The organism is Phytobacter sp. RSE-02 (genome assembly GCF_040578655.1).
GTDB lineage: Bacteria > Pseudomonadota > Gammaproteobacteria > Enterobacterales > Enterobacteriaceae > Phytobacter > Phytobacter diazotrophicus.
In genome coordinates this window covers 1-25061 of record NZ_JBEULY010000017.1, presented here as the reverse complement: position 1 = coordinate 25061, position 25061 = coordinate 1, and the positions used below count along the sequence as shown (strand labels likewise).

The window sequence follows — 25061 nt, the reverse complement described above, 5'->3', positions numbered from 1 at the left end:
AATCCCCGGTGGCGCTGCGCTTACCGGGGCTACAAACAGCATCACGCATCCGGGAACGTCTGACTTAAAACACCGCCGGGAAGAACGACAACCCGCGCGCCAGCAGGTTCGCCGGATCTTTTGCCGGTTGCTGACCGTGGTTTTCCAGCGTCAGGTTCTGCAATTCACCGTGAACATGAGTATTTTCCAGCACATAGCGGGTAAAGCGGACTTTCGCCCATGGATATGCCAGGAAAAGCGTAATCATGCACACCAGCGTATTGCTGATAGACAACCACAGCACGCGCCCAATAGTCACAGTCGATGAGAAGCGAATATGCCCGGCCAGCGTGACCTGCCCGTAAATATAATTACGCATTTTCACGAAGGCATAGATAAAGCAGACAATAATACCGAACAGGTAAACCAGATAGGCCAGCGCGATTTTGCCGTAGAATGGCCCGGCTAACATCGCCAGTTGTTCCGGGCTATCGCCCACCGCCTGGGAATATTGCATCAGCGTAAAGAAGGCCGGCACGATGATAAACAACGCCAGTGCCAGGAACGGGAAGAGCAGCAGCATGGAAAACAGCGCTATCCAGATGCACTTCTTGATGGAGTAGGTTGCGGCAAATTTCTGCGTACCGTACTGCAGATTATTCACCAGCATGCCATACCACTGGGCGGTATAAACCCCCTGCATAATGGCGGAACCCAGCAGCAACGCCAGCGTACCAACGCCAATACCCACAATAATCGCGGTATAGGAACCCATGCTGAGAGTGCTCGACATAAACAGCGAAAACACCACCACAGAGACCGTCATAATTAACAACGGGCAGCCCAGCATGACCCACCAGGCGCGCAGCGGGCTGGCGTAAAAGCTAAAGCGCACATTATTAATTTCCGTCATCAGGAATTGATAACGCAGGCCCTGCGTGACCAGCCATGGGAAGAAAAGTAAAAACAGCCCTATCATACATAGGGATAACACCACGTTATTATGCGCCATGTTAATCAGGAATATGATATACAGCACCATGAGGCACAGCCAGCCTACAAATACTGAACGGCCAGTGGCGTGGTAAGAAAAACGCGCCCCTTCCAGATCGGTATTCTCATAAAAATAACGGCGGGCACGCACCAGCGCCCAGGGCAGAAACAACCCGAGGGTGACGATGGTGAGTAAAACGTTTACCAGCCAGATCCAGAAATATCCCGCGCCACTGCCCTGGAACACAAAATTCCGGGAAGGCGTCGCCGCAGCACCACCATTTTCAAAAGTCATAACAATCCTTATCGTAAATCAGAAACAACGCTAATTAAGCCATAAAAATATTGCGGTATTTTTATTTCCGTTATTAAGTTTAGTAAACTTTGTACTAAAAATGTAGCGCCCAATATTACTGGTCTTGTCAGCACAGAAAAGTGATGGTATGGCAGGAAAACGACGATAAAAGCAAATAAAGGCCGAAGCAGAGTCCGGCCTTTTGGTTTTATATGAAAGGAGCTATCGGCATCAGGCCACGGGAAAGCAGGGCGATAAAACCTTTTTCAACCTGCTCGTTATGATCCGTCAACACCACGTCGTCCAAATCTCCTTCAACATGGGTATGAAGGGCCTGGTAACGGAGAAAACGTATTTTCATCCACGGATACGCAAGGCCGAGCGTGATCCCCGAGACGAAGGCCAGCAAAACCAGTTGTACCACAACGCCATAGAACGTCAGGGTGGAAGTAAAACGAATACGCCCTTCCGCCAGCGTCAAACCATTTATTAAATGGTTGCGGAAGGCCTGCCAGAGATAAGCCGATGAGATCAGAATGCCGCCAATATAGAGCAGGTAGCACAGCAGAATTTGCCCTGGAAACCCTGAGAGCTCGACATCCCCCGAGCCGTTAATCGTACGCAGCATCGCCATACTGCTATTGGAGACCGAAAGTAAGTAAAACATGAGCCCCATAAACGGAACCAGAATACCTAATGAGAAGAGGCAGGCTTTAATACAGTACTTCGTGCTGACACGAATATCGAATTTATGGACGCCGAACTGGCCACCTTTCCCGATCAGAGATAACCATTTGGCATACACATAGCCATTGCTCACGCCCATGCCCACGATTCCGAGCAGTGCCAGCGTAATAATCTTCGCCAGTAAGCTGTCAAAATTGTAACCGCTGAACATCATACTCCCAATACCATAGAGAACCACGCATAATAAAATAGCCAGTAATGTCGGTAGGCCCATCATTACCCACCAGGCTTTTTTCATTGAACAATGAAAGGCAAACCGGATATTATTTAATGTGGTCATCAGCGCATTATATTGCAGGCTTTTCACCATAAAAAAAGGCATGACCAACATAAGGAGAAATATCGCGATATAACCTAATAATGGATGCAGCACCTCTGCGGTATAGATAACGACCAAAAAGATTATCGACATTAACCAGCAACTTATAAACAGTGCGCCACCCTTTGCATGATAGCCAAAGCGTGCACCGTTTAACTCCATGTTTTCGTACACGTAGCGCCGGGAGCGCACCACTGCCCAGGGGATATAACCCCCTAACGTAATGATACTCAGCAGAACATTAACCAGAGAAATTAAAAAATAATCCAGACCCTTGCCATGAAATATAAATGTTTGTCGGGAATTATTCGTATAACGGATATCACCGTTCATAACTACATCATCCTTAAATATAAACATTGATTTGATAAATAATGATTATCACTTCCGTGAAGCGCGCTACGATAACGTATCCCCCTGTAAATCACATCACAATTAAACGACTTGCAGCCACTTTCAGAGAGTGCTATTAAATACGCGTATAAATGAATGTATTTTATTGAGTGAATGTATGAATGTTGTGGCCAAGCAGAGCGTGACATTACGCCGGATGACTGCCGACGATAATGCCGCGATTGCCTCCGTTATTCGTCGGGTTTCTGCCGAATACGGTCTTACCGCTGATAAAGGCTATACCGTGGCGGACCCCAATCTGGACGAGCTGTACCAACTCTACAGCCAGCCGGGGCACGCCTATTGGGTGGTGGAACAGGATGGCCTGGTGGTGGGCGGCGGCGGTGTCGCCCCGCTGAAATGTAGCGAGCCGGATATCTGCGAACTGCAAAAAATGTATTTCCTGCCTGCCGCGCGCGGTCAGGGGCTGGCGAAGAAACTGGCGCTGCTGGCGCTTGAACACGCCCGTACGCAGGGCTTCACCCGTTGTTATCTGGAAACTACCGCGTTCTTAAAAGAGGCGATTGGCCTGTATGAGCATCTCGGATTTAGCCATATCAGCGGGCCGCTGGGCTGTACCGGGCATGTGGATTGCGAAGTGCGAATGCTGAAAACACTGTAATTGTTCCCGGCCCTTTCCTTTTCTACCGGAAAGGACCGGAACCTCTTCTTTACTGATTCTCCGGCGCCATAATCAGACGAATCATTCCCGCAGCCTGATCCTGGGGCAACGTCAGCACATTACGCCACAAATCCTGCACAATGTCGCAGGCGACTTTCTCTTTGCCGACGCCTTTGCGCGGGTCCGGCATGATCTCAATATCCTGACCGTATTTCTTGACCAGCGCCGCAATAATTGGCTGCAGATGCTGCTGAGCGTCCTGGCGCTCTTTATCTGTCACCGTGTGTCGGTTGACGCCGTAGGCAGCGCGCATCATCGCGGCATCAATATTCATGCGTTTCATCAGGAAATCACTCGACAACATTTTCGCGGGATTGATCCCCCCTTTCACCGCCGGGAACAGGAAACGAAAGCAATTATCATCGCTGACTTTCTGAATGGCCACGGTTTGCTCCATATTGATCTGCATATAAGCAATCACGTTCTCATCCGGGGCGTTTTGTAAACGCACCATTTGTACCCCGACGATCTGCGGTTGAATATAATCAATAATCTGCTGAGGAGTTTTCCCCTCTTTTTCCATTTTTTTCGCCGTGCTGCGAATAGTTTCCAGCAACTGCGGTTCTTGTTCACGCAACACCTGGTATGTCGGCATGCTGCTTATCGCACGGAACGCCACGTCCATTTGCGACTCACCGCTATTTTGCAGTAAGGGTGCAATATACTGCCGATAGCCCACGTTCCAGACCACAATAGCAACCGCAACAATCACCGCCGAGGTGATGCCGCCGATTTTCCCTTTCCGGCGCAGATACTGCGTCAGTGCTGTCGCCAGACCAGCGACGAGGGCGGAGAGTAGAATAGACGTCCAGTTCATTTCAGGTTCCTTGTAACCATTTTGCTGATTGTTGTACCAGCCCGGCGAGGATTGTCACCTGGCGAGCGAAATAACTACGGATTCTGGCAGGTCAGCCCGGCACACCGCTGTGAAAACGAAACTCGGGATCCGGCGAGGTGATCAGTTCGGCTTCAATCTCACCGAAATAGCGAACCCGTGGCGTGATATCCGTTTCCGAGACCTGTTGTGCCAGCGCAAGATAATCCTGATAGTGGCGGGCTTCGGAACGCAGCAATGACAGATAGAATTTCTGTAATTCCTCTTCCAGATACGGGGCCAGCGCGGCAAAACGTTCGCAGGAGCGCGCTTCGATATAAGCACCGCAAATCAGCTTGTCGATAAGCGTAAGCGGCTCATGGGTACGCACACCTTTGAGCATCCCTTTCGCATAGCGGCTGGCAGTGATCTTCACATAAGGAATATTGCGGGCAAGCATAGCTTCGCGTACCTGCCAGAAATGGTGCAACTCTTCTTTGATAAGCAGCACCATGCTGTCGATCAGCGCCCTGCCCCACGGATCATCCGCTTTCGGCATCGCGCCTTTGGCGATCTGCTTGTGCAACGCTACAAAGTCCGGCTCCGGCCCTTCACGAAAGGTAAAAGCTTCATAGGGTTTCAGCCATTCAAGTAGCGCATCGGCCCCACTTTTATCCGCCACATATTTACGCACCAGCAGCATGGCGGTTTGCGCGGCTTTCAATTCGCAGACCATATGATCGGTGAGCAACAGCGGAAGGTTTTGCGGATCGCGGGCTTTATCTATCCAGGCCTGAGGTGTTGGGCAATGCAGAAAGTGTAAAACCGGGGAGAGTATTTGCGGGTAATCCATGGCTGTTCCTTGCACTGCGGCAGCCGTAGCTGCCGCACAGGGAAGACTTAGTGACGTACGCCGTCGTCGTCTTCATCCTCGTATTCATCTTCGTCGCCGTCTTCGTCTTCACCGTTCGGGTCTTCGTAGTAGGTGCCCCAACCGTCATATTCGACGTCAAATTTCTCGGCCAGGTTAATCAGTTGTTCCACCTGCGCGTCAATCAGCTCGGCTTTCAGGGCGGATTCGCTCAGAATGTCGCAGCAAATAACGACTTCGCCCTCTTCCAGCTCCAGCTCTTCCGGCTCGGTCACTTCGTAACCCAGTTTAAACGCTTCGACGGCCACTTTTTCCAGCGTCTCGAAGTCATCTGCCGACAGGTGATGCTCAATGGTGTAGAGCGCATCAGGATCGCTGCCATCTTCCAGCAATTCTTCAATAATCAGACGCGTCTCTTCGCGCTGTTCTTCCAGGTGTTCCGGGTTCGCCATGGCTCATTCCTCATAATGTGGCAGATAGAGATATTGTCACATACCGTTGGCAATGCCTCCACTCCTCGCGGAAAAGATTTATTCATTTGGCTTGCAAATGAATATTCATACATATAAATTGAATTTTAATTCAATAAGTGGCTTTAGCCAGGTGAGGGAACCATGTCGTCGTTTTACCAGAAACATTTTTTGAAATTGCTCGATTTTACCCCTGCTGAAATCAACGCTCTGCTGCAACTCGCCGCCAAACTGAAAGCCGATAAGAAAAACGGCAAAGAAGAACAAAAACTTATCGGCAAAAACATCGCGCTCATCTTCGAAAAAGACTCAACTCGCACCCGGTGCTCTTTCGAAGTTGCCGCATTTGATCAGGGTGCTCGCGTCACCTGGCTCGGCCCAAGCGGCAGTCAGATTGGGCATAAAGAATCAATTAAGGATACCGCACGCGTACTGGGCAGAATGTACGACGGTATTCAGTATCGCGGTTATGGCCAGGAGGTCGTCGAAACCCTGGCGCAGTTTGCCGGAGTTCCGGTGTGGAACGGCCTGACCAATGAGTTTCACCCGACGCAGTTGCTGGCTGACCTGTTGACCATGCAAGAGCACCTGCCGGGCAAGGCGTTTAATGAAATGACGCTGGTTTATGCAGGCGACGCGCGTAACAACATGGGCAACTCCATGCTGGAAGCGGCGGCGATGACCGGGCTGGATTTACGCCTCGTCGCCCCGACAGCCTGCTGGCCGGAAGCCAGTCTGGTAGCGAAGTGTAAAGCGCTGGCAGAGAAAAACGGTGGCAATATTACACTGACCGAAGATATCGCCGCAGGGGTGAAAGGGGCAGACTTTATCTACACCGACGTGTGGGTATCAATGGGCGAGGCGAAAGAGAAGTGGGCCGAGCGCATTAACCTGCTGCGTCCGTATCAGGTGAATAGCCAGATGCTGACGCTGACCGGTAACCCGGATGTGAAGTTCCTGCACTGCCTGCCTGCATTCCATGACGACCAGACGACGCTTGGCAAGAAGATGGCTGAAGAGTTCGGTCTGCACGGCGGAATGGAAGTGACCGACGAGGTATTTGAATCGTCGGCCAGTATTGTGTTTGATCAAGCGGAAAACCGCATGCACACCATCAAAGCGGTGATGGTCGCGACCCTGGCTCAGTAATCATTTACACAGCGCGCTACGCCTACCGTGGCTACACTCAGGCGTAGCCCGGATGAGCGCAGCGCATCCGGGAAAAACACCCGCATCTCAAAAATTGAATTTATACCGCTCGGCAACGATAAGCTGCTCGCCGTAATGAATAGGCTGGTAGTCGGCATCCAGAATCAGCGTCTTCATTAAAAACAGCGGCTCTCCGAGCGGCTGTTCCAGCAACGTTGCCGTCTCGCCGTGGGCGCGCACCATCTCCACGGTGGTCTCCCCGGCATGGGTCGGGCGAATCGCGTACTTTTCGCGTAAAAGCTGATACAACGAACCGCTCAGATCTTCCTGCTGTAAAAAACCAAATCGCTTGAGCGAGTAGTAGTTATTCTCCAGCATCAAAGGATGGTCCCCCGCGCGACGCAGGCGTTGAATATAGAGCAACGAGTCGTCGTCAGCTAAGCGCAGCGCTTCGCGAACATGGTGATAATCGTCGAGGATAGCGGTACGCAGCACCTTGCTGGCGGTAGTCAGATGGCTGCTGTCACAGGCATCGGTAAAGCTCAGCAGATGCACCACTTTACGTTCAATCTTCGGCAGACAAACAAAGGTACCCTTTCCCTGTTTCTTAACCAGATAGCCTTCGTCCACCAGCTCTTTAATAGCGTTACGCACCGTCACACGGCTAATGTCATACAGCTCACTCAGCTCAACTTCGGTGGGTATTTTCGCCCCTTCCGCAAGTTTACCGGAGGAGATATCGCTGAGGATTTTGTCCTTCAACTGTCTGTATAGCGGGACAGCGGTATGCTGTTGCAGTCCATTACTCAACATCGCGTTTTCACCAACAGGGCCAATGATTTGAACCCGGATTATAGTCGATGCGCGCACGGCAAACTATGCCGGCGCGCATAGCGCGCTTAAACCCAGGCGGAGATGGCCGCAAAAATGGCGCTGGTGATCCACAGCAGCGGAAACAGGCGCATAATCACCCGCAGCCACTGACCAAACCCTACGCGCGCAATCGACAACCCGGCCAGCAGCACACCGCCGGTGGGCGAAATAAGATTGGTCAGCCCGTTACCAAATTGATAGGCCATCACCATCGCCTCTTTATTGATGTTAACCAGATCGCCCAGCGGTGCGAGCACCGGCATGGTTAACGCCGCTTCCCCTGAAGAGGACGGCACGAAGAAGGTGATGATGTTATGGCTCACCAGCATCAGCGTCGTAAAAGCATACTGCGGCAGGCCATCCAGCATTTCCGACAGGCCGTACAGCAGGGTGTCGATGATTTTGCCGTTATCCGCCACCACCAGAATGCCGCGCGCCAGGCCGATAACGACCGCAGCATAGACAAACTCTTTGCAGCCATCGACAAAGCTTTCCGCCACATCGCTCACAGACATTCTGCTGACGATACCGGCAAACAGCCCCAGCGCTAAAAAGACAGTACCAATCTCCACCATATACCAGCCACGGGTGATGAGCCCCCAGGAGATGACCGCCAGCGCGAGTACAAAGGCGATGATGATCAACCGGTCACTCAGCGAAAAGTGTACCGTTCCTGTCTGCTCTCCCATAAACAGCGTGCGGTTCTGGCAGTCGCTTTCATACGACGGTGATTTGCTCGGATCACGCTTCACGCGATGGGCGTACCACATGGTGAAGATAATCGACATCGCGGTAAAAACCACCCAGGCAATGGCACGCAACCAGAGTTGCGGGTTGCCCTGAATACCGGCAACGCCCTGGGCGATAAGCACGGAAAAGGGGTTGGTCATCGCGCCGACGTAGCCAATCTGCGTCCCCAGAAACAAGATCAAAATAGCGGTGAGGGAGTCATAGCCCAGTGCGAACATCAGTGAAATGAAGATGGCATAGAGCGGAATGACCTCTTCGCTCATGCCGAAAGTCGCACCGCCCAGGCTGAACAGCGTCATCGACAGCGGAATCACCAGAATCCCTTTGCCTGCCAGCCGCTGCGCCAGCGCAAGCAGGCCGCGCTCAATGGCGCCGGTACGCATAATAATGCCAAACGCGCCACCGACTATCAGCACAAAGGCGATCACATCGGCTGCTTTAATGATGCCTTCTAAGGGAGCGGCAAGAATGGCCGAAAGCCCCTGTCGTAAGTCACCATCAGCGGTGACTTTTTCAAGTACATGATAAGAGCCGGGCACCACCAGGTTTTTGGTCTCGCCACCCGGTAAAGTGACCGCGTGATAGTCAAAGCTGCCGCTGGGGATGCACCACGTTAAAACGGCAACCACGACAATGATAAAAAAGATCAGAGCGTAGCAGTGGGGTACGGCCCATTTTATTGTTGGAATACGCATAATCTGCCTCGGTAAGAATTTGCTTTATCGCCTGTCATCACGTCGTCTGTGCGCGTGAAGGCGGGCGTCTATAAAACATCGTGTGTTGTACGGCCATCCATCAGGGTCAGCACCACGCGCGCGTTACGCACTTCATCATCGGCACAGGTGAGCAGGTTGCGGTCGAACACGGCAATATCCGCGCGCTTGCCCACGGCCAGACTTCCGGTCTGTGCCCCCATGCCATGCTGAACGGCGGCGTTGATGGTCCAGGCTTTCAGAAGCTGTGTTCGCGTCATTCCGTGTTCGCGATACCATCCTTCTGGTGGCGAACCATCGGCAAAATGGCGACAGCAGGCCGCATAGATCGCATCGGGAATACTGGGGATAAACAGCGGCAAATCGGTGCCGATGGTCACCAGAACCCCGGCATTAAACAGCGCGGCATAGTTAAAGAACTGCCTCTCTCTGGCTTCGCCTCCGCGCTCACGCATATAGGCGTCAGACGCGCTCTGATTAAGCAGCAGTATCTGCGCGTAGACCTCAGCAGAAAGGCCCAGTGCGGCAAGACGTGGGATATCGTCCGGATGCGGGCACTCGAGATCGCTTAAGGCGTGATGGCGCACTCGGGGAGGATTGGCGCGGTGACATTCCGCGAAAATATCGATGCAATGACGTATGGCGGCATCCCCTTCGGCGTTCAGGCAGCAATTAAACCCAAGCCGGTCGGCTTCCAGCACCTGTTGGCGCAACAGCGCGTAATCCACCGGTTTTTCGTTATGCGTGTGCGGCCGGTCGGTATAAGGCTGCAACATGTCGCCGGTGTAATCGGCAATCACGCCATCCACCATAAATTTAAAGCCATGAAAACGCAGCCGGTCAGAGTGAAAACGGTCACGCGCCTGGCGGGCAAAAGTAAAATTAGCGGCGCTGGCCACTGGCTCACTGACCAGGCTGACGCGCAGTGACAATTCATCATTCGCCTCAAGCCCGGCCCAGGCGTCCAGCAGCGCGGGAGCATCATCAAAACAGACATCTTTAATTGCCGTTATACCGCGCGTCGCCAGCATCGCCATAAAGGCGTGCAACTCTTCTTTTACCTGCCCCGCGTCGTTAAGCATTTCTGTAAGCAGGTGCACACGTGACTCCGCGCTACAGTCGTCAGGCGTGAACCCGTAGCGAGCGATCGCTGCCTGATTCATCCAGCAATAGCTCTTGTCACTATTAATCGCGACCACCGGGCGACAGGGAAAAGCGTCGTCAAGTTCTGTACTGGCAGGTAACGCTCCCCACTGCGCCGCAGACCAGCCCCACGCGTACAGGCTTTTTCCGGCAGGCAGATCCTGCTCCGCTTTTTTGAGCAGCAATAGTGCCGCCGCGCTAGTGTTCGTGGCGCTAAGATCCACGCCGCGATGCATGCTCATATACCCCGTGAAAAAGGTGTGATTATCACAAAAACCAGGACAAATTAGCCGCTCGCCGAGATCGCGAAAATGGGTAGTGGGGCCGCGCCACGGGCTAATATCTTCATCGTTTGCAAGTATCGCTGAAATAACGCCGTGGTTTATAACAATATATCCAGAAAATAATTCATCGCTGTCGGCAGTAAATATATTATCCGACCGCAGAATAAGATCAGCAGTATGATGTTCAGGCATAACTCTTTCCTTATTGGGGAAAAAGCGCAAAACCGCGCCCCTTCCCCTCATAAAATGAGCGAAATAAAAACCTATTTAGATAGCGTTATTTAATAGCGAACACCGTAGCCGAAAGCCCCCTCTTTGAGGCAGATTTTCGCCGAAAATAATGCGGCTTGCTTAAGGCTTGCAGGAATCGCTTCTTCATCCGGGGTATTTGTCTGTGCAAGATAATGGCACAAGAAGGCGGTAATAAACGCGTCGCCTGCCCCCATCGTATCCACAGGCGTGACATATTCCGGGGCCTGTTGATACCACTGCTTGCCATCAAACAGAATTGCCCCTTCGCTGCCACGCGTGGCACAGACAATCCGACTGCCACTATTGTGCGCCTGCTGAATAATGTCTCGCGTCTGCTCAAGGCTGTAATCAGCGCAGGAGAAAAAGGCAAAGTCGACATACTGGCAAAGCGGCAACGCCTCTTCGAGTACAAAATCATCCGAGAAGTCATACGAGACGGGCACACCCAGTTGCTGTAATGCCGGAAGCTGTTCTTCCATATAGCTATAACAACCGCTGTGAATGAGAGAATATTCCCGCAGATAGTCCGTATGATGGAAAATAAAATCCATTGAGGTTGTTTTACGAATACCTCCGGCATTTGATCCGAGAAATATTCGCTCGCCATCTTCTATTTTAAGCTGCGCACAACCATTCTCCCCGGAGACATATAAACAGTGCGGATGTCTGACACCCAGTTCGTCCAGTACGGAAATAACATGTTTTGCCGCGCTGTCATTGCCAAAAATACCCAGATACGCCGCTTCATGGCCCAGCATGGAGGCATAAGCTGCAAAATTAAGCGCATTGCCGCCTGGGTACATCGTACGAATATGGGCATATTGATCGACGACATTATCGCCAACGCCTATGACTTTCATCATGTTCTCCTTAATACGCGACTTGTCCCATATAGCGACGTGTTTCCAACGGGTGTTGACGAATATCCGCCAGCGCCGAACGATATTCACACATAATGCTGTAGAACAGCACCGGGTTAAAGAACTCCACGACGCGCGGAGGGAGCACGCCAATACCCAGCTCTTTTGCATCGACCACTTCCACTTTTTCTGCGTAGGTGGAAAGGAAAGTGCTAGCCCGCTCATCCATCACGCGGGTGCGACCTTCGTTCATCAGTAAGATAAACGGCGTCTCTTTATCGGTCACTTCAAACGGCCCGTGGAAATATTCGCCGGAGTGAATGGGCGCGGCGTGCAGCCACTGCATCTCCATTAACGAACAGATGGCGAAGCCGTAAGCATGGCCATAGGACGCACCGCTGGAAAGGATATAAAACAATTTTTCGTCCTGATAACGACGAGCAAAGCGCTGGCAGCGGTCAGCCACCTGTTGACGCGCTTTTGCAATAACGCCGTTGATTTGTTCCATGCCCTGCTGAAAATCCGCATAAGCCGCATAGCCTTCCACCTGATTGAGTACCTCGACGCACAGGCTGAGGATAATCGCCATCGGGTTATCAACGACATTGGTATCGTTGCCCCAGGCATACAGAATATTATGGCTGGCGTGCTGAATAAGCTTCGCCTGTTCGTTGTGGGTCAGGGTCACGGTTTGCGCCTGGTGCGCACGCGCCAGTTTTGCCGCCGCGACCGATTCCGGCGTATTGCCGCCGTGCGAACAGACAATGACCAGTGAGTTTTCACTGAGGGTTTTCGGGGTGGCATAAACAAATTCATTCGCGGTGTACATACCCACATGCAGCGTGGTGGCTTCGCTGTCGAAGAAGTATTTTGCCGGATACATATCCACCAGCGAACCGCCGCATGCCACCAGAAACACCTGGCGAATCCCGCCATTGTCTTTAACATTTCCCGCCAGTTTTTCAATAATTTCTTTGATATTCATAACGTTGAAAATCTCCACATAAGTTAGACGCAGGGATATTGAATTCGGGATAACATTAATACGTTATAATACGTATTAATGAGATCGCCATCATGTTTTCGTTATGCGATGTGGTAAGGGGAAGCCAGGCAGGGAGGGAGAGTGGAAAGTCAGATTCGTTGGGTGCGCTGTTCGGGTAGCTCTGATAAGGGTGGAGGGGTAGCCGGATGTTTTCCCGGGTTACCACGCGCGATCGCTCCCCTCACCCTGGTGGGATGAGGGGAAACGGGTAACACGAGTCAGGCTACTAAAACCTTCACAACCACTTTACGCACCTGTGCGGGCGCGCCCACGGCACACAGCGGTTTATGGACTTCGCCTGGGTAAAACACCACAAAATCCCCTTCGCTCAGCACCACCGTTTTTTCCTGGCCGCCTTCCGGCAGGAACGCGATATCTTTATCTGCCAGCCAGTCGGTGTCCGGCGTGCCTGCGGGCAGCGTACTGAATGTCATCCCTTCCTGACCTTTGAGCACAATCTGGATATCGAGATAACGGGCGTGATATTCCGCGCGACGCTCGGCAAACGGCTGAGTCATGTCTTCAGAAACAAGATAAAACAGGTTGTTACCGTCAATATCATGCTTCCCGGTCGGGGTGGCATCCGTCACATGGGTTTTGACGTGTTCAATGGCCTGGCGCAGTTCTTCCGGCAACCAGCTTTGTAAGTGGTGAATATTGCCAACGATCATAGCTATCTCCTCAAGATAAAACATCGTTTCATTTTTAGCTTTTATACGGAAAAATGGCGATGCTCACCACCCCTATTTAGCGAAGAGTTGCGCTTGCGCATGTTTATTCCACCAGATGGTCAGTGCAACTATCCACGCGCCCGCAAAGTAATTATTTATTTATTAAATATGCATTTTTATGCAAATAAACCGATTGCCTGACGCAAATGTTGCATTAATCGCTTGAAACCGAAAAGTAGCTGAGTATAATCGCGGACAATTTGCCGGGAGGAAGCATGGTCCAGTGTGTTCGACATAATGTCCCTGGGCGTCTGAAAAAGGACGCAGGCCTGCCGTTTTTCTTCCCGTTGCCCACCCCATTCCATAGCCCCTCTATTGAGGGGCTTTTTTTTGCGCAGTCGTCAGGAGATAAACATGGCTAACCCGCTATATCAAAAACATATCATTTCCATAAACGATCTCAGCCGCGAAGAACTTGAACTGGTGCTGAATACTGCCGCCCGGCTGAAAGCCAACCCGCAGCCGGAGTTACTCAAGCACAAAGTGATCGCCAGCTGCTTCTTTGAAGCCTCAACGCGTACCCGCCTGTCGTTTGAGACCTCCATGCATCGCCTGGGAGCGAGCGTGGTGGGCTTTTCTGACAGCAGCAACACCTCGCTCGGCAAGAAGGGCGAAACGCTGGCGGATACGATTTCAGTTATCAGCACCTATGTGGACGCGATTGTGATGCGCCACCCACAGGAAGGCGCCGCCCGTCTGGCGACCGAATTTTCCGGCGGCATTCCTGTTCTGAACGCGGGCGACGGAGCTAACCAGCACCCGACTCAGACCCTGCTGGATCTGTTCACCATCCAGGAAACCCAGGGTCGCCTGGAGAACCTCAACATCGCGATGGTCGGTGACCTGAAATATGGCCGCACCGTGCACTCGCTGGCTCAGGCGCTGGCGAAGTTCAACGGCAACCGTTTCTACTTTATCGCCCCGGATGCGCTGGCCATGCCGCAGTACATTCTCGACATGCTCGATGAGAAAGGACTGGCGTGGAGCATTCACGCCAGCATCGAAGAGGTGATGGCTGAGGTCGATATTCTGTATATGACCCGCGTGCAGAAAGAGCGTCTGGATCCATCAGAATATGCCAACGTCAAAGCCCAGTTCATCCTGCGCGCCAGCGACCTTATCGGCGCACGCAGCAACATGAAAGTACTGCACCCGCTGCCACGCGTTGATGAGATCACTACCGACGTGGATAAAACGCCGCACGCCTGGTACTTCCAACAGGCCGGTAACGGCATCTTTGCGCGCCAGGCACTGCTGGCACTGGTTCTGAATAGTGATTTGGCTCTGTAGGAGGAAGCGACAATGACACACGACAATAAACTCCAGGTTGAAGCGATCAATCGCGGTACGGTGATTGACCACATTCCGGCACAGGTAGGTTTTAAGCTGCTGACGCTATTCAAGCTGACGGAAACTGAACAGCGTATCACTATTGGTCTGAACCTGCCGTCAGGCGAAATGGGTCGCAAGGATCTGATCAAAATCGAGAATACCTTCCTGACGGATGAGCAGGTTAACCAACTGGCGCTATATGCCCCGCAGGCGACGGTAAACCGCATCGACAACTATGAAGTGGTGAGTAAGTCTCATCCGAATCTGCCGGATCGCATCGACAGCGTGCTGGTCTGCCCGAACAGTAACTGCATTAGCCATGCTGAACCGGTCGCCTCCAGCTTCGCGGTGAAGAAACGCCCACACGATATCGCCCTGAAATGCAAATATTGTGAAAAAGAGTTTTCGCATTCTGTGGTACTGGCAGGGTAATTGATGCAAGGGTGTACTCAAGTCAGTGACTGGGGCGAACAAACCTGGCCAACAAGCATGCAACTTGAAGTATGACGGGTATAATGAGCCCCGACCTTATTACCGCTGTAATTCAGGAGAAATCATGAGCAAAACTATCGCGACGGAAAATGCACCAGCAGCAATCGGACCTTATGTTCAGGGTGTTGATCTCGGCAGCATGATCATCACCTCCGGTCAGATCCCGGTTGATCCGAAAACCGGTAGCGTACCGGACGACGTTTCTGCCCAGGCGCGTCAGTCGCTGGAAAATGTGAAAGCTATCGTGGAAGCCGCAGGCCTTAAAGTGGGCGATATTGTGAAAACGACGGTGTTTGTGAAAGATCTGAATGACTTCGCTACCGTTAACGCGACCTACGAAGCATTCTTTACCGAGCACAACGCCACCTTCCCGGCGCGTTCGTGCGTAGAAGTGGCGCGTCTGCCGAAAGATGTGAAAATCGAGATTGAAGCCATCGCAGTACGCCGCTAAGGCTTTCCCGGATGCGGCGCAAGCGCCTTATCCGGACCATCGATCGTAGCCCCGGTCCGCGACAGCGCCACCGGGGATATTCTGACGCATTCATGCGTGATTCATCTGCCATACTAAAAGCGGTAAAAATCGCGATTGAAGCCATAACATTACACCGCAAAACAGTATGAGGCTCCTGTCTTTGCAGCGGCCTGAATTATGTTTTACTAAAAACAGCCGGTAACTGAAAAAACTAATTCTCTTCCATTGTTTGTTAAGGTAATGGATTCAAGATCAAGCCGTTTAATTTCCCAGCTATACAGTTCCCTTTTACCTTTTTGGTATGATGCTATGTTTCTGGAGAAACAAACGCGTCCTAAAATCCAGTTAACTCTTGAGCTATAAACATGAACCTTTAGCGCATTAATATCCTCATCATCTATTTTCTCAAGAGAATAAACGTTGCCTTTATAAGTTCTGAAACTAACGAGGTTATTGTATCGTTCCGTTGAGTCAATGAGAAAGACACAGATTAATATAATACTAAATAAAATAAAAATGCTTAACCTGTTACGCCGTAAGAAGCTGTTCATCAGTTATGCCTCCATGAAAAAACATAACCAGACGATCCAATCATGGCTTTATTTCCATTCAGACATTCAATTTCCCCCCACAACTCTCGGGACCGCTCGATATCATCAGCGTAATCAATTGTACTATAAACATATCGATAAGATTGAAACGGGCTGCCAAGAGGATAGCTCATTTCTCTTATAATAATTTTCCCAGATAATCTGTCCAGATATACATATAAACCATGTCTGGCTATACTCTCAGCATAATGCACATCTGAATCATCATTACGGCACCATTGCACCGCGATAAGCTCATTACTCTCATTCACTGTATTCCAGCAAACGAAAACCAGATATAACATATAAAAAAAAGCGCCGACCGTAATAGCTCTGAGACCTTTTCCCAGATTGACTGCACATCTGCGCTCAGCCATACCTACTTCCCTCGCCTTGTATGATAGTACAATATATTGAATTAGGGCATAAACATCCCCAAAAATAATTAAAGCACCATCCTAACATCGGCATTTAATAAATTAAGGGGAGGAGACATAAGCAATGTCGCATTTCAGAAAACGTTTAGACAAATGTAAATATAAAGAAAGAAAAACTTTCTACTGCAAAAATAATGGCTGCCTGAGCAGCCATCACTAAATATTAATGCCGGCCTACCACGTAGCCCCGGTTAGCGCAACGACACAAGGGAAAGTCTCCCATACATGCCTTAAAGTGACTCATCTGCCAAAGGCGGTAAAAATCGCGATTGAAGCCATCGTGGTACGCCGCTAATCTCGCTGAATACATATTGATAGCCGCCATGGAGGGGTAATCATGGCAAAAGTACGTTTCACTGAGGAACAGATTGCTGATTTTCTTCAGCAATCAAAAAATGGGGTTCCCAACAACGTATTGTGCGAGAAATTTGGATTCAGCCCGAGCACGCTTCGACGCTGGCAAGAATTACACGCCCAACGGATACGCGGTGAGTTAAAACAAGCAGAAAAAACCGCGTCCTACGTCTTTCTGGGCTTCTTGATTTCGACTTTGCTGCTCGCTTTTATTTTCTCAAAGCCCGTTGCCAGTTGGGTCATTCCCTTTGTTTTACTTTATTGCCTGCGTTACATCCGCCGCTATCGCGCGCTGTCTGCAGAACATATCAAGGAAGGAGACATCTCCCTCGCACGTTCAGGCTTAGGAGCGGATAATGTCTTTTATCAGTTAAGCTGGTGCCTGATTATTCTTTTCCTCTGCTCACTGGGATATCTGTTCGTGCACCTGATCTTGAGATAATCGACCTGAACAAAACGGCTTCAGGTCGATTATTACAGCAATTTACTGCCAGCCATACCGGCGGCTGTAGAACCCTTTCACCATCTGCGTCAGCGTCATGTATCCGGCCAGGATCGCAATCAGCCACGGGAAGTAAGAGAGCGGCAATGCCTGCAGTTGCAGATAGCTTGCCAACGGCGAGAACGGCAGCGCGATACCCACCAGAATCACCATCAGCGTCATCATGATCAGCGGCCAGGCGGCGCGGCTTTGAATAAAGGGCACGCGGCGAGTACGGATCATATGCACAATCAGCGTCTGTGACAGCAGCCCTTCCACAAACCAGCCCGACTGGAACAGGGTCTGCGCTTCCGGCACATTCGCCTTAAACACCCACCACATGACGCAGAAGGTCAGAATGTCGAAAATGGAGCTGATCGGGCCGAAGAAGATCATAAAACGACCGAGATCGGCAGGATTCCAGCGCTGCGGTTGACGAATCTGCTCGTCATCAACGTTATCAAACGGAATCGCCACCTGGGATACATCATAAAGCAGGTTCTGAATCAGCAAGTGCAACGGCAACATGGGCAGGAACGGCAGGAAGGCGCTCGCCACCAACACGCTGAACACGTTACCAAAGTTAGAGCTGGCGGTCATTTTTATGTATTTCAGCATGTTAGCGAAGGTTTTACGCCCTTCAATAACCCCCTCTTCCAGCACCATCAGGCTTTTTTCCAGCAGGATGATATCGGCCGCTTCACGGGCAATATCTACCGCGCCATCCACGGAAATGCCAATGTCTGCCGCGCGCAGCGCCGGCGCGTCGTTGATGCCGTCCCCCATAAAGCCCACCACGTGCCCTTCACGACGCAGCACGGTCACAATCCGTTCTTTGTGCATCGGCGTCAGACGGGCAAACAACGTGGTACGTTTTGCCAGCGCTGCCAGTTCGTCATCACCCAGATGCTCAATCTGGTTGCCCGTCACCACCTCGCCGACATCCAGCCCCACCTCCAGGCAGACTTTCGCCGCCACCAGCTCGCTGTCGCCGGTCAAAATTTTCACCGTCACACCGTTGGCTTTCAGCGCTTTCAGCGCCGGTGCCGTGGTCTCTTTCGGCGGATCGAGGAACGCAATGTAGCCTTCCAGAATCAGGTCGGATTCGTCCACACGATGGTAATCGCCGCTGCGTGCCGGGAGATATTTGGTTGCCACCGCCACCACCCGCAGCCCCTGGCGGTTCTGCGTTTCGGTGACGCGCTGAATACGGCGCAGCATGGTTTCATCCAGCGGCACGATATCGCCGTTGTAACGCACCTGGCTGCAGACGTTGAGGATTTCCTGCAATGCCCCTTTGCAAATCAACTGGTGGGCATCCGCGGTTTCGGCGACCACCACCGACATGCGACGACGCTCGAAATCAAACGGGATCTCGTCAATTTTCTGCCAGCGGGTCGAGAGCGTCCGGGCCGCTTCTGCTTCCACCCCTTCCAGCACCGCCGTATCGAGCAGGTTTTTCAACCCGGTCTGGTAGTGGCTGTTCAGCCAGGCGCAGTGCAGCACTCGTTCGCTGACTTTACCGGCGATATCCGTGTGGTTTTCCAGCACAATTTTATCCTGCGTTAACGTACCGGTTTTGTCGGTACACAGGATGTCCATGGCGCCAAAGTTTTGAATCGCATCCAGATGCTTGACGATCACTTTCTGTTTTGACAGTTTCACCGCGCCGCGGGCCAGCGTAGAGGTGACGATCATCGGCAGCATTTCCGGCGTCAGCCCCACGGCAACCGAGAGCGAAAACAGCGCCGCTTCCCACCAGTCACCTTTGGTGAAGCCGTTGATCAGCAGCACCACCGGCGTCATCACCATCATAAAGCGGATAAGCAGCATGCTGACGCGGCCAATGCCTTTCTGGAACGCATTCGGCTCGCTTTCCTGTTCACTCACCCGCCCGGCCAGTTGCCCAAACCAGGTGTTGCCGCCCGTGGCGATAACTACCGCCTGCGCCGTGCCGCTCACCACGTTGGTCCCCATAAAACAGAGGGTGTCACTTTCCAGCGGGTTGGTCTGATCCGCCGCACGGGTTTTTGCCACTTTTTCTACCGGCAGGGATTCACCGGTCAGCGACGCTTGCGCCACGAACAGGTCGCGCGCCTGCACCACACGCAGGTCAGCCGGGATCATATCTCCCGCCGCCAGCTTCACGATGTCACCCGGTACCAGTTGGTCGAGCGGGATCTCCATCCAACGGGTTTCCCCCTGCTCATTGGCTACACGCAGCACCGTTGCGGTATTGCTCACCATCGCTTTCAGCGCATCCGCCGCTTTGGTGGAACGCGCTTCCTGAATAAAGTTCAGGAAGGTCGAGATAGCGACCATCAGCGCAATCACCCCGGCGGCAAACAGATCTTCCGACGCGTAGGAGAAAATGCCCAGACAGGTCAGCAGCAGGTTAAACGGGTTGCGATAGCAGGACCACAGATGCGCCCACCAGGGCACCGGGCGCTGACCGGGGATCTGGTTAACGCCGTGTTTTTCCCGCGCGTCCTGCACCTCTTTTTCATTCAGCCCTTCCGGATGGCTGTTGAGCTGTTGCCACAGTTCGGCGAGTTCCATCGTCGACAGCGCCAGGCAGCGATCGCTTAGCGAAGCCGGAACCTCGACGTGTTGAATATTAGCGGCGTCAGGCAGCGGGTCACGCTGAACGAGACGGCGAGGTAAGTGGCGGTTAAGCCGGGCCAGGAGTCGGGTGATATTTTTGAACATAGTAGTCATCCTTGCCCCCGCATCACGCGGGTGCCACTACACGTCATCCTTCGCGATGTCGCTTTGTTGGCTCGACATATCACGAATGATGTTGTGCATTGCCGCAGGCACGGGCCATCCGCGCCAGCAGGCGTTTTCAGTTATGCAGGGACGTTTTGCGTCGCTGCCTTACGTTTCCGGTAAGGCAGCAAAGGCGGGCTTACCGGAAAGAGTGTCTCCGTCGCGGGAGAGGTGCGGGATCAGGGTCCATAAAACCTCCGGTAAGGGTGAAAAGGGGACGATTTCAAGCGTCGTTATTATAACTCCGGTGAATTAAACCGAACGTAAACCAGACTTTACCCATTGTCGTTTGGTTGAGTACTCACCAAACTTTCTTTATTCTGCTATCCGCCCAGAAGAGGAACAGGACAGGACGCATGCAAAACCGGCTGACGATCAAAGACATTGCGCGTTTAAGTGGCGTTGGGAAATCAACGGTGTCTCGCGTGCTGAATAATGAAAGCGGTGTAAGTGAACGTACCCGCGAACGCGTGGAAGCGGTGGTCAATCAACACGGTTTTTCACCTTCCCGTTCCGCACGCGCCATGCGCGGTCAGAGCGATAAAGTGGTGGCCATCATTGTCTCCCGTCTCGATTCTCTTTCGGAAAACCTGGCCGTCCAGACCATGCTCCCTACCTTCTATGAACAGGGTTATGACCCGATCATGATGGAAAGCCAGTTTTCGCCGGATTTGGTCGAAGAACATCTGCATATGCTACGCCGCCGCAATATTGATGGCGTGGTGCTGTTTGGCTTTACCGGCGTCACGGAGAAGTTGTTATCCTCGTGGCGCGCCTCGCTGGTCCTGCTGGCGCGGGATGCCAAAGGGTTCGCCTCCGTCTGCTATGACGACGAAGGAGCCATAAATCTGCTGATGCAGAATCTCTATGATCAAGGCCATCGCCACATCAGTTTTATTGGCGTACCGCACAGTGACATCACCACGGGCAAGCGTCGCCACGAGGCCTATCTGGCGTTTTGCGAGCGCCATCAACTCACCCCCAATTTCATTTTGCCGGGTCTCGCAATGAAACACGGCTACGATAACGTCGCCAGCGTGCTGACGCCCGACACCAGCGCCCTGCTCTGTGCAACGGACACCCTTGCCCTGGGAGCCAGCAAATATTTGCAGGAACAGCGCATTGATAATCTGCAACTGGCGAGCGTGGGGAATACACCGCTGATGAAGTTTCTCCACCCGGAGATCGTCACCGTTGATCCCGGCTATGCCGAAGCAGGCCGCCAGGCCGCGGCGCAACTGATCGATCAGGTCAATGGCCGCACCGATCCACGTCAAATTGTGATCCCCGCCCACCTCGCCTGAGTCCCCTTCCCGCACGGTTTATTGTGATCTTCGCTTGGTTTCGGGAACGTTCCCATTTTCAGTTATTGAGCCAATGGATATGCTTGCGCACATTCATCAGCAGTCATTATTTCTCTCAGTGGGGCATCACGATGAGCAAAGTCAGACAAGAGGATCTCGCCAGGCTTATTGAACTGGTCGGCGGACGTGAAAACATCGCTACGGTGAGTCATTGCATCACCCGCCTGCGTTTTGTCCTGAACGCACCGGACAAAGCCGACCCAAAAACCATCGAAACGCTGCCGATGGTCAAAGGCTGCTTTACCAACGCCGGGCAGTTTCAGGTTGTTATTGGTACCGACGTGGGCGACTGGTATCAGGCACTCATCAGTGCTATCGGCCAGGCCTCTGCCGATAAAGAACAGATCAAACGTGCGGCGCGCCAGAACATGAAATGGCACGAACAGTTGATCTCACACTTTGCCGAGATCTTCTTCCCCCTCTTGCCTGCGTTGATCAGCGGCGGTTTGATCCTTGGCTTCCGTAACGTCATTGGCGATCTGCCGATGAGTAACGGCCAGACGCTGGCGCAGATGTACCCCGGCCTCAAAACCGTCTACGACTTCCTGTGGCTGATTGGCGAGGCGATTTTCTTCTATCTGCCGGTGGGCATCTGCTGGTCGGCGGTGCGTAAAATGGGCGGCACGCCGATTCTCGGGATCGTGCTGGGCGTGACCCTCGTCTCCCCACAACTGATGAACGCATACCTGCTCGGCTCCCAGGTGCCGGAAGTCTGGAATTTCGGGCTGTTCAGCATCGCCAAAGTGGGTTATCAGGCACAGGTTATTCCTGCCCTGCTGGCCGGTCTGGCGTTGGGGCTCATTGAAACGCGCCTTAAAAGATGGGTGCCGGATTACCTCTATCTGGTGGTCGTACCGGTCTGTTCCCTGCTGCTGGCGGTGTTCCTCGCTCATGCCTTTATTGGCCCGTTCGGCCGCATGATCGGCGATGGCGTGGCCTTCGCGGTACGCCACCTGATGACCGGCAGCTTTGCGCCCATTGGCGCGGCGCTGTTTGGCTTTCTCTATGCACCGCTGGTCATTACCGGTGTGCACCAGACGACGCTGGCTATCGACATGCAGATGATTCAGAGCATGGGCGGCACCCCGGTGTGGCCACTGATTGCGCTCTCAAACATTGCTCAGGCATCAGCGGTAACCGGGATCATTATTGTCAGCCGTAAACAGAACGAACGTGAAATCTCCGTCCCGGCAGCCATTGCGGCTTATCTCGGCGTGACCGAACCGGCAATGTACGGTATCAACCTGAAATACCGCTTCCCGATGCTCTGCGCGATGGTCGGCTCCGGTCTTGCCGGGCTGTTGTGTGGCCTGAACGGCGTGCTGGCAAATGGCATCGGTGTCGGCGGCCTGCCGGGCATCCTCTCCATTCAGCCCTCTTTCTGGCAGGTGTTCGCACTGGCGATGGCCGTCGCGATTATCGTGCCGATGGCACTGACCTCGGTGGTTTACCAGCGTAAGTTCCGCCAGGGCACGCTGCAGATTGTGTAACTTTTTTGGGGCGCGATTGCGCCCCTTCGCTTTTACCAGGAAATCATTATGAATACCCTTCCTCACTGGTGGCAGAACGGTGTCATCTACCAGATCTACCCGAAGAGCTTCCAGGACACGACTGGCAGCGGCACGGGCGATTTACGCGGCGTGATTATGCGCCTCGATTACCTGAAAACCCTCGGCGTAGATGCCATCTGGCTGACACCGTTTTATATCTCACCGCAGGTGGATAATGGCTACGACGTAGCCAATTACACCGCAATCGACCCGCTCTACGGTACGCTGGAAGACTTTGATGAGCTGGTCGCTCAGGCCAAAGCGCGCGGCATTCGCCTGGTGCTGGATATGGTGCTTAACCACACCTCCACGCAGCATGCCTGGTTTCGTGAGTCTCAGGATCCTGCCAGCCCGTACCGCAGTTTTTATATATGGCGTGATGGCACACCGGATGAAGTGCCCAATAACTGGCGCTCAAAGTTTGGCGGCAACGCCTGGCGCTGGCACGCGGCAAGTGAGCAGTACTATCTGCACCTTTATGCGCCGGAGCAGGCGGATCTGAACTGGGAAAACCCGGCGGTGCGCGCGGAGCTTAAAAAAGTCTGCGAATTCTGGGCCGATCGCGGTGTCGACGGCCTGCGACTGGACGTGATCAATGTGATCTCCAAAGACCAGGATTTCCCGGACGATCATGACGGCGATGGCCGTCGTTTTTATACGGACGGACCGCGTGCCCATGAATTCTTGCAGGAGATGAGCCGGGATGTTTTCCAGCCGCGTAACCTGATGACGGTAGGCGAAATGTCCTCTACCACCCTTGAGCATTGCCAGCAATATGCCGCGCTGGACGGACGCGAGCTGTCGATGACGTTCAACTTCCACCATCTGAAAGTGGATTATCCCGGCGGTAAAAAGTGGGAGCTGGCGCGCCCGGATTTCGTGGCGTTGAAATCGCTGTTCAGCCACTGGCAACAGGGAATGCACAATCGCGCATGGAATGCGTTGTTCTGGTGTAATCACGACCAGCCGCGCATTGTGTCGCGCTTTGGTGATGAAGGCGAACTGCGGGTGCCGTCCGCCAAAATGCTGGCGATGGTGCTGCACGGTATGCAAGGGACGCCCTATATTTACCAGGGCGAAGAGATTGGGATGACCAATCCGCATTTTACGCGAATTACCGATTATCGGGACGTGGAAAGCCACAATATGTTTGCCGAATTGCGGGCCAGCGGGCGCGATGCCGACGAGCTGTTGGCGATTCTGGCCAGTAAATCCCGCGATAACAGCCGCACGCCAATGCAGTGGTCGGGCGAGAAACATGCCGGGTTCACAACCGGTGAACCCTGGATTGGCCTGTGTGAAAACCGAGACGAAGTTAACGCGCAGGCGGCGATGAACGATCCGGATTCAGTGTTCTATACCTATCTGCGTCTGATCGCCTTGCGTAAAGAGCAGCCGATCCTGACCTGGGGCGATTATGAGGATTTGCTGCCCACGCACCCATGGTTGTGGTGTTATCGCCGTCAGTGGCTGGGGCAGACGCTGGTGGTGGCAGCAAACCTGAGCCGTGAATGCCAGCAGTGGCAACCTAAAGAGATGCCAGGGCAGTGGCAGCCGATCATGAGTAATTACGCCGAAATTTCCCCGGCGCCCGGTGAGATGACGCTGCGTCCGTTTGAAGCGGTATGGTGGTTGCAATCCGACGACTGATCTGGCCCCGGATGCGGCGCAGGCGCCTTATCCGGGCAACGACCGGTTTTCTCCCTCTCCCCGGCCCTCTCCCTGAGGGATGTACGGTCCGGAGACATAGTGAACGCTTGTTCGGGGACATGGTAGACACTTACAACTGAGGCATAAGAACCCGTTTATGGAGTCACTTATGCCCTGGGATGCGAGAGATACCATGTCATTACGTTC

Annotated in this window: 23 protein-coding genes and 2 pseudogenes; 10 read left to right on the top strand and 15 right to left on the bottom strand. The window is 52.8% G+C overall.

Features of this window, described 5'->3' with window-relative positions:
* Positions 1 to 64: 64 nt before the first annotated feature.
* Together ABU190_RS23560 and ABU190_RS23555 are read right to left on the bottom strand one after the other, a co-directional pair.
* Positions 65 to 1267: a DUF898 family protein gene (locus tag ABU190_RS23560; RefSeq protein ID WP_039077716.1), complete on the bottom strand. Its 1203-nt coding sequence runs from the start codon at positions 1265 to 1267 to the stop codon at positions 65 to 67.
* A 208-nt stretch (positions 1268 to 1475) separates the two neighbouring features.
* Positions 1476 to 2666 (bottom strand): DUF898 family protein, encoded by a 1191-nt coding sequence (locus ABU190_RS23555; RefSeq protein ID WP_354692522.1) that lies wholly within the window; start codon positions 2664 to 2666, stop codon positions 1476 to 1478.
* 178 nt (positions 2667 to 2844) lie between these two features.
* Here ABU190_RS23555 and ABU190_RS23550 point away from each other — a divergent pair, with 178 nt between their 5' ends.
* Positions 2845 to 3348 (top strand): GNAT family N-acetyltransferase, encoded by a 504-nt coding sequence (locus tag ABU190_RS23550; RefSeq protein ID WP_354692521.1) that lies wholly within the window; start codon positions 2845 to 2847, stop codon positions 3346 to 3348.
* Between the two features lie 49 nt (positions 3349 to 3397).
* Here ABU190_RS23550 and ABU190_RS23545 read toward each other — a convergent pair whose 3' ends face one another.
* The 3 genes from ABU190_RS23545 to rraB form a co-directional block, all read right to left on the bottom strand.
* Positions 3398 to 4225, bottom strand: a complete 828-nt coding sequence (locus tag ABU190_RS23545; RefSeq protein WP_039077719.1) for a hypothetical protein — start codon at positions 4223 to 4225, stop codon at positions 3398 to 3400.
* Positions 4226 to 4316: 91 nt separating this feature from the next.
* Positions 4317 to 5075: a tRNA isopentenyl-2-thiomethyl-A-37 hydroxylase MiaE gene (miaE, locus tag ABU190_RS23540; protein WP_354692520.1), complete on the bottom strand. Its 759-nt coding sequence runs from the start codon at positions 5073 to 5075 to the stop codon at positions 4317 to 4319.
* 47 nt (positions 5076 to 5122) lie between these two features.
* On the bottom strand, positions 5123 to 5545 hold the full coding sequence (rraB, locus tag ABU190_RS23535; RefSeq protein ID WP_039077721.1) for a ribonuclease E inhibitor RraB: 423 nt from the start codon (positions 5543 to 5545) through the stop codon (positions 5123 to 5125).
* Positions 5546 to 5707: 162 nt separating this feature from the next.
* Here rraB and argF point away from each other — a divergent pair, with 162 nt between their 5' ends.
* On the top strand, positions 5708 to 6712 hold the full coding sequence (gene argF, locus ABU190_RS23530) for an ornithine carbamoyltransferase (RefSeq protein ID WP_354692519.1): 1005 nt from the start codon (positions 5708 to 5710) through the stop codon (positions 6710 to 6712).
* A gap of 87 nt (positions 6713 to 6799) precedes the next feature.
* Here argF and ABU190_RS23525 read toward each other — a convergent pair whose 3' ends face one another.
* From ABU190_RS23525 to ABU190_RS23495, 7 genes and pseudogenes are all read right to left on the bottom strand, one after another.
* Entirely contained in the window at positions 6800 to 7525 is a 726-nt protein-coding gene (locus tag ABU190_RS23525) for a GntR family transcriptional regulator (RefSeq protein ID WP_039077723.1), read from the bottom strand.
* 86 nt (positions 7526 to 7611) lie between these two features.
* The gene (locus ABU190_RS23520) at positions 7612 to 9030 is read right to left on the bottom strand and encodes a YfcC family protein (protein WP_354692518.1); all 1419 of its coding nucleotides are present in this window, start codon (positions 9028 to 9030) and stop codon (positions 7612 to 7614) included.
* A gap of 68 nt (positions 9031 to 9098) precedes the next feature.
* On the bottom strand, positions 9099 to 10667 hold the full coding sequence (locus tag ABU190_RS23515; protein WP_354692517.1) for an amidohydrolase family protein: 1569 nt from the start codon (positions 10665 to 10667) through the stop codon (positions 9099 to 9101).
* Positions 10668 to 10756: 89 nt separating this feature from the next.
* Positions 10757 to 11587 (bottom strand): fructoselysine 6-kinase, encoded by an 831-nt coding sequence (locus ABU190_RS23510; protein WP_039077726.1) that lies wholly within the window; start codon positions 11585 to 11587, stop codon positions 10757 to 10759.
* Between the two features lie 10 nt (positions 11588 to 11597).
* A complete protein-coding gene (locus tag ABU190_RS23505) occupies positions 11598 to 12572 on the bottom strand; it encodes an SIS domain-containing protein (protein WP_354692516.1) in 975 nt (324 codons plus the stop codon).
* A gap of 278 nt (positions 12573 to 12850) precedes the next feature.
* Positions 12851 to 13303 carry a YhcH/YjgK/YiaL family protein gene (locus tag ABU190_RS23500; protein ID WP_354692515.1) on the bottom strand — a complete coding sequence of 151 codons (453 nt, stop codon included), beginning with the start codon at positions 13301 to 13303 and terminating at the stop codon, positions 12851 to 12853.
* A gap of 212 nt (positions 13304 to 13515) precedes the next feature.
* Positions 13516 to 13599 (bottom strand): annotated as a pseudogene (locus tag ABU190_RS23495) (hypothetical protein); the annotation flags it as partial.
* On the opposite strand from ABU190_RS23495, the pseudogene ABU190_RS23490 reads away from it, so the two are divergent.
* The 4 genes and pseudogenes from ABU190_RS23490 (at position 13579) to ridA (ending at position 15638) form a co-directional block, all read left to right on the top strand.
* A pseudogene (locus ABU190_RS23490) lies at positions 13579 to 13682 on the top strand (pyrBI operon leader peptide). The pseudogenes ABU190_RS23495 and ABU190_RS23490 sit on opposite strands and share 21 nt — an antisense overlap.
* 35 nt (positions 13683 to 13717) lie before the next feature.
* Complete coding sequence (gene pyrB, locus ABU190_RS23485; protein WP_354692514.1) at positions 13718 to 14653, top strand: aspartate carbamoyltransferase; 936 nt, start codon at positions 13718 to 13720, stop codon at positions 14651 to 14653.
* Positions 14654 to 14665: 12 nt separating this feature from the next.
* Positions 14666 to 15127: an aspartate carbamoyltransferase regulatory subunit gene (gene pyrI, locus ABU190_RS23480; protein ID WP_039077731.1), complete on the top strand. Its 462-nt coding sequence runs from the start codon at positions 14666 to 14668 to the stop codon at positions 15125 to 15127.
* A gap of 124 nt (positions 15128 to 15251) precedes the next feature.
* Complete coding sequence (ridA, locus tag ABU190_RS23475) at positions 15252 to 15638, top strand: 2-iminobutanoate/2-iminopropanoate deaminase (RefSeq protein ID WP_012134342.1); 387 nt, start codon at positions 15252 to 15254, stop codon at positions 15636 to 15638.
* Positions 15639 to 16209: 571 nt separating this feature from the next.
* Here ridA and ABU190_RS23470 read toward each other — a convergent pair.
* Positions 16210 to 16626, bottom strand: coding sequence for a hypothetical protein (locus ABU190_RS23470; RefSeq protein WP_354692513.1), 417 nt, complete (start codon positions 16624 to 16626; stop codon positions 16210 to 16212).
* 397 nt (positions 16627 to 17023) lie between these two features.
* On the opposite strand from ABU190_RS23470, the gene ABU190_RS23465 reads away from it, so the two are divergent.
* Positions 17024 to 17482 (top strand): transposase, encoded by a 459-nt coding sequence (locus ABU190_RS23465; RefSeq protein WP_354692512.1) that lies wholly within the window; start codon positions 17024 to 17026, stop codon positions 17480 to 17482.
* Positions 17483 to 17524: 42 nt separating this feature from the next.
* Here the strand turns inward: ABU190_RS23465 and mgtA are convergent, their stop codons facing one another.
* The gene (gene mgtA, locus ABU190_RS23460) at positions 17525 to 20230 is read right to left on the bottom strand and encodes a magnesium-translocating P-type ATPase (RefSeq protein ID WP_354692511.1); all 2706 of its coding nucleotides are present in this window, start codon (positions 20228 to 20230) and stop codon (positions 17525 to 17527) included.
* A gap of 199 nt (positions 20231 to 20429) precedes the next feature.
* Positions 20430 to 20480 carry a mgtA regulatory leader peptide MgtL gene (gene mgtL / locus ABU190_RS23455; protein ID WP_222557130.1) on the bottom strand — a complete coding sequence of 17 codons (51 nt, stop codon included), beginning with the start codon at positions 20478 to 20480 and terminating at the stop codon, positions 20430 to 20432.
* Positions 20481 to 20646: 166 nt separating this feature from the next.
* Here mgtL and treR point away from each other — a divergent pair, with 166 nt between their 5' ends.
* The 3 genes from treR to treC all read left to right on the top strand — a co-directional run bounded on the left by treR (position 20647) and on the right by treC (position 24854).
* A complete protein-coding gene (gene treR / locus ABU190_RS23450; RefSeq protein ID WP_039077734.1) occupies positions 20647 to 21594 on the top strand; it encodes a trehalose operon repressor TreR in 948 nt (315 codons plus the stop codon).
* A 131-nt stretch (positions 21595 to 21725) separates the two neighbouring features.
* The gene (gene treB / locus ABU190_RS23445; protein ID WP_354692510.1) at positions 21726 to 23144 is read left to right on the top strand and encodes a PTS trehalose transporter subunit IIBC; all 1419 of its coding nucleotides are present in this window, start codon (positions 21726 to 21728) and stop codon (positions 23142 to 23144) included.
* 48 nt (positions 23145 to 23192) lie between these two features.
* Positions 23193 to 24854, top strand: a complete 1662-nt coding sequence (treC, locus tag ABU190_RS23440) for an alpha,alpha-phosphotrehalase (RefSeq protein WP_354692509.1) — start codon at positions 23193 to 23195, stop codon at positions 24852 to 24854.
* Positions 24855 to 25061 lie beyond the last annotated feature (207 nt).